The organism is Streptococcus infantis (assembly GCF_047463615.1).
Lineage (GTDB): Bacteria > Bacillota > Bacilli > Lactobacillales > Streptococcaceae > Streptococcus > Streptococcus infantis_X.
Genome location: NZ_JASHDO010000033.1, coordinates 1 through 505, shown reverse-complemented (window position 1 = coordinate 505; position 505 = coordinate 1). Strand labels below are relative to the sequence as shown.

General features: G+C 42.6%; 1 protein-coding gene. It reads left to right on the top strand.

Going from position 1 to position 505, the window contains the following annotated elements; genetic code table 11:
* The coding region (locus tag QM874_RS09865) for an SspB-related isopeptide-forming adhesin (RefSeq protein ID WP_414317131.1) at positions 1 to 505 on the top strand (505 nt) is incomplete at both ends.

Here is a 505-nt window from a genome sequence, read left to right as displayed (position 1 = left end):
ACAGCTAAAGTTCTTGTAGCAACTGTTGGCGAAATTGCGGATAAAGAGTTTAACAACCGTGTAACACCACCAGAAGAACCTAAGTTCCAACCAGAGAAATACGTTGTTTCTGAAGAGAAATACGATATCACAGGCGACAAGCTCGTTGATGATGACAAAGAGTTGAAGGATAAGGTGGCAGATACCAATGCCAACCCATATGCGGACGATGCCTCAAACAACGAAGCTCAAAACTTGAATACCAAGACTGTGAAACGTGGCGACAAGTTGGTTTACCAAGTATGGTTGGATACAACTAAATTTGACGCAGCTAACAAGGACAACATCCAATCAGTAGGAATCTCAGATGACTATGATGAAACTAAGTTGGACCTTGACGCTACTAAGATCAAAGCTTACGATTCAGTAACAGGTGATGATGTCACAGCTAAGTTCGATATCACAGTTGAAGGTGGAGTGATCACTGCAACTCTTAAAGCTGGCTTCACGAAGTCACTTGGCGATG